The 3851-nt window shown below is 70.1% G+C and carries 4 protein-coding genes; all 4 read right to left on the reverse strand.

What is annotated here, in order from left to right; genetic code table 11:
* Positions 1 to 1007, reverse strand: a 1007-nt coding sequence (locus tag FXN61_RS47990) for an FAD-dependent oxidoreductase (protein ID WP_167980420.1), incomplete at its 3' end; no start/stop codon positions are given.
* A complete protein-coding gene (locus tag FXN61_RS47995; protein ID WP_281360887.1) occupies positions 1000 to 2049 on the reverse strand; it encodes an AMP-binding protein in 1050 nt (349 codons plus the stop codon). The genes FXN61_RS47990 and FXN61_RS47995, both read right to left, overlap by 8 nt.
* Complete coding sequence (locus tag FXN61_RS54975; RefSeq protein WP_312878563.1) at positions 2046 to 2576, reverse strand: AMP-binding protein; 531 nt, start codon at positions 2574 to 2576, stop codon at positions 2046 to 2048. The genes FXN61_RS47995 and FXN61_RS54975 overlap by 4 nt, the downstream gene beginning before the upstream one ends.
* A gap of 18 nt (positions 2577 to 2594) precedes the next feature.
* Positions 2595 to 3851: AMP-binding protein (locus FXN61_RS48000; protein ID WP_167980421.1), on the reverse strand; the 1257-nt coding region annotated here is incomplete at its 5' end.

Raw genomic sequence — 3851 nt, forward strand, 5'->3', positions numbered from 1 at the left:
GAACGCGGCACGGCCTCGGCGTTCGCCGCGGGGGAACGCCGGCCGGTCGCGATGGCGTCCGCCGCCGCTCGTGCGTCGACGAAGCCGCTGTTCATGCCGCGAGCGCCGAACGGAGGGAACAGGTGGGCGGCCTCTCCCGCGAGCAGGATCCGGTGGTGCGGGTCGGTGAAGTCATCGGCGATCAACTGCAGGAACCGGTAGACCGAGATCGCGGTGATGCGCTCGGACGGCGTCGGTCCGACCAGCTCGGGCAGCCACCGCCGCACCTCCCGCCGCGAGGCGATGACGTCCGGATCGTCCCCGGCTCGGCTCTGCACGTCGACCTGGAAGCCGTTCGTGTAGGGCACCACGAGCACGCCACGGCCATCCGCGCCGGGATGTTCGTAGTGCATCACCCGTTCCAGGCGCTGTGTCTCGTCGGCGACGTCGACGACCACGTGGAATCCTTCCGCGGCCGCGCCGTCCAACGAGGTGCCCGTGCACTTGCGCACGGTCGACCTGGCGCCGTCGGCTCCGACGACGTGGCTTCCCGACCAGGTCGCGCCATCGGCGGTGGCAACGGTGACGCCATCGGCGTGAGTGACGACCTCGGTGACGGGGTGGTTCCACCGCACGTCCACGCCTGCCTGTTCACATGCGTGGAGCAGGACGCGTTCGGTCTCGCTCTGCCGCAGGCTGGTGAACGGGGGCAGGCCGCGGGTGGCGTCGTGCGGCGGGAATTCCCGCGCGTACACCTGCTTCCCGCGGTACAGGGTGCGGCGGACGTTCCACAGCACGCCGTTGGCCGCGAGCTCCGATCCCAGCCCTGGGCTGGTGGATTCCAGCAGCGTCAACGACTTTCCGTGCACGTAGAGGGCTCGGCTGCCGGCGCGGTGCCGGTCGGAGGGGTCGGCTTCGAGCAGGACGACGGGCACCCGGTGGGCGCGCAGGGCCAGCGCCGCGAAGAGCCCGACCGGACCCGCGCCCACGACGATCACCGGTGCGTCGTCAGCCACTGGGTCAGCCATGAGCCACCGCGCTGTCTCCGGTGGCGATCAACTGGGCGAGCGCCACGCGCTTGATCTTCCACGTCGACGTCCTCGGCAGGTCGTCGAACGCCCACTGCCGCGGTGTGCCCATGGCCGGCAGGTCGGCCGTCGCACGCCGCCAGCGCGCCTGCGCCAGTGGTGCACCGCTGCGGGTGCACACCACGGGCACTGCAACGCCGTCCGCGCCGGGAACCACGACCACCTCGCGCAGTTCGTCGAGCCTGGACATCAGCACGTCCTCGATCCGGAGGTTGCTGTCCACCTCGTCGATCTGGTCGATCTCGCGGTCGATCAGGTGCAGTCCGCCCCACCAGCTGCGTGTGCCCATGTCACCCATGCGCCACCAGGTTCCGTTGAGCTGCGCGTCGAACCTGTCCTGAGCTCCTTGGTAGGTGACGATGCGCCCACGGGTGCGCGCCTCGATGTGCCCGACCGTCCCGCGCGGAACCGGTGCACCGGAGTCGTTGGTGATCCTGACCTTGGTGAAACCGGGGATGCCGATGCCCACCAGTCGCCCGTTGCCGCGTGCCGCACCTCGTTCGGTGAACATGCGCACGGCCACCGGCCCGGTCTCGCTCTGTCCGTAGAGCTGCATGAGGTACTTCCCGCGCCGCCGCGACGCGCCGAGCAACCGCTGCACGGTGCGCGGGTGGATGGCGTCGAAGGTGCTGCCGAAGCAACGGACGTCCCGCAGCGGTGCTCCGGGGGCGTCCGCCAGGTCCTCCCACAGCACGAACGTGTTGGGGTGCGTCTCCACGACGCCAGGACGCCACCGGGCCAGCAGCGGGCCGACCGAGGCGGGATCGTGGTCCACCAGCAGGAGCAGGGTGCTTCCGCCGGACAGGAACGTGCCGAGCGCGTGGTAGAAGCGGGAGTGGACGAACGACATGCAGAAGGCCGCCGTCTCCCCGCGCACGGGCAACGCCATGATCTTCTGCGGCACCAACCGGTTCCACAGCGCGCGGGCGCAGTGCACGGCGAGCTTGGGCACGTCGGTCGTGCCCGAGCTGTGCGTGATCATCGCGGCTCGTCGGGATGCAGCCGGACCGGCTTGGCGCGCCCGGTCACCTCAGGACCGTCGAGCGCGACGGCACCGGGAAAGACCCCGCTGACCAGGACTCGCTTGCTGGTGAGTCCGGAGATGTCGGTGTGCGCCATCAGCCGGGACAGCGTCGCTTCGTCCGTGACCAGCAACGGCCGGTCGAGCCGGCCCAGCAGGATGCTCACTGCGGTGGTGTCCAGGCCAGGTGACAACAGGACGGGTACCGCACCGATGCGGGACACGGCGCAGGCGAGCAGCGCGATGTCCACGTTGTCGCGCTTGTGGATCGCGACGTGGCTCGCGGGCCTGACCCCTGCTGCCCACAGCTGGTCAGCCAGCCGGTCCACCAGGTCGGCGAGTGAGCGGTAGGTGTGCCGCAGCCCGTCACCCGGGGCCACGTCCAGCGGACGGTCCAGGACGACCGGTACGGCGCCGTGGCGCGACGCCGCCTCGCGGAACATCTGTCCGATGTAGAACCCGCTGCCGGAGAAAAGCTTTTGCTGCACGGCAAACTCCTTACTGGGTTACCAGGATCCGGTGCGCACGACGTGCCGGCGCAATTTGCCGGTGGCGGTTCTCGGCAGCTGCTGCACGAACCGCACGGTGCGAGGGACCTTGAACGCGGGAAGCTGGGACCTGATCCAGGCGATCAGGTCATCCTCCAGCCCCGGTGTGTGTTGTGCGGGAACCACGAACGCCCGCAGACGTGAGGCGTCGTGGTGGTCGAGCACCGCGGCCACGGCGGCTTCACGAACCAGGGGGTGTGCCGCCAGCACGCGCTCGATCTCCAACGGGGACAGGGAGATCCCGCCGACCATCTCCATGTCGTCGGTGCGGCCGAGATGGCTCAGCGTGCCGTCCGGGTTGCGGCGAACCCGGTCGTGGGTCGTCAGCCAGCCGTCGACCAGCGTTCTCCGCGTGAGGTCCGGCTGGTTGAGGTAGTGGGAGAACAGCGTCGGGCCGCGCACCCACAGCTCGCCCTCTGTGTCGGTGGGGAAGCCCTGCGCGTCGCGCACCTGTACCTCCCAGCCGGGCACGGGACGGCCCAGCGTGCCGGGGGTGTTGTCGCCGATCCCGTTGGCGCAGAACGCATGTCCGGCCTCGGTGGAGCCGATCTGCTCCAGCACCTCGATCCCCAGCCCGTCGCGCAGTCTTGCGTCGAGCGACTCCGGCAGCGGTTCACCGGCGGACACCGCGGCACGCAGGCAGGCCAGCGCACCACGCGTGTCCGCGGAGGCCAGTGCCGAGTAGGAGGAGGGCACGGAGTACAGGAGGTTCACCCGGTGCCGGGCAACCAGGTCCAGGATCTCGTCCGCGCCGGGCCGGTGCGGTGTGAGCACCGCGGACGAACCCGAGTGCAACGGGAACGCCACTGCGTTGCCGAAGCCATACGCCCAGAACATCTTGGACACCGAGAGCGCGACGTCGCCGATGCCGATGTGCAGGACGTCACGCCCGACCGAGGTGCCGTACAGGGCGAGGTCCTTGTGCGCGTGGACGACGCCCTTCGGCTGACCGGTGGTGCCGGAGGTGTACTGCACGTAGAGCGGGCTCGCCGCGGTGACATTGGCGGCAGGCCCGGCCGAGGTCGTCCAGGCCTGGTCGAGCAGGTGGTCGATGTCGATCCAGTCGTGGCTGGAGAAGCGTTCCTCCAGTGCCGCATCCGTCACGCAGACGCTGGCGCAGCAGTCCGCGAGCATCAGCCGGTGGTCGGCCGCGGTGAGTTCGGGGTTCACCAGCACGGCCACCGCGCCAAGGCGGGCGATCGCCAGGAAGGCGAC

Source organism: Lentzea indica, from assembly GCF_012184385.1.
In the GTDB taxonomy this organism is placed as follows: Bacteria; Actinomycetota; Actinomycetes; order Mycobacteriales; family Pseudonocardiaceae; genus Lentzea; species Lentzea indica.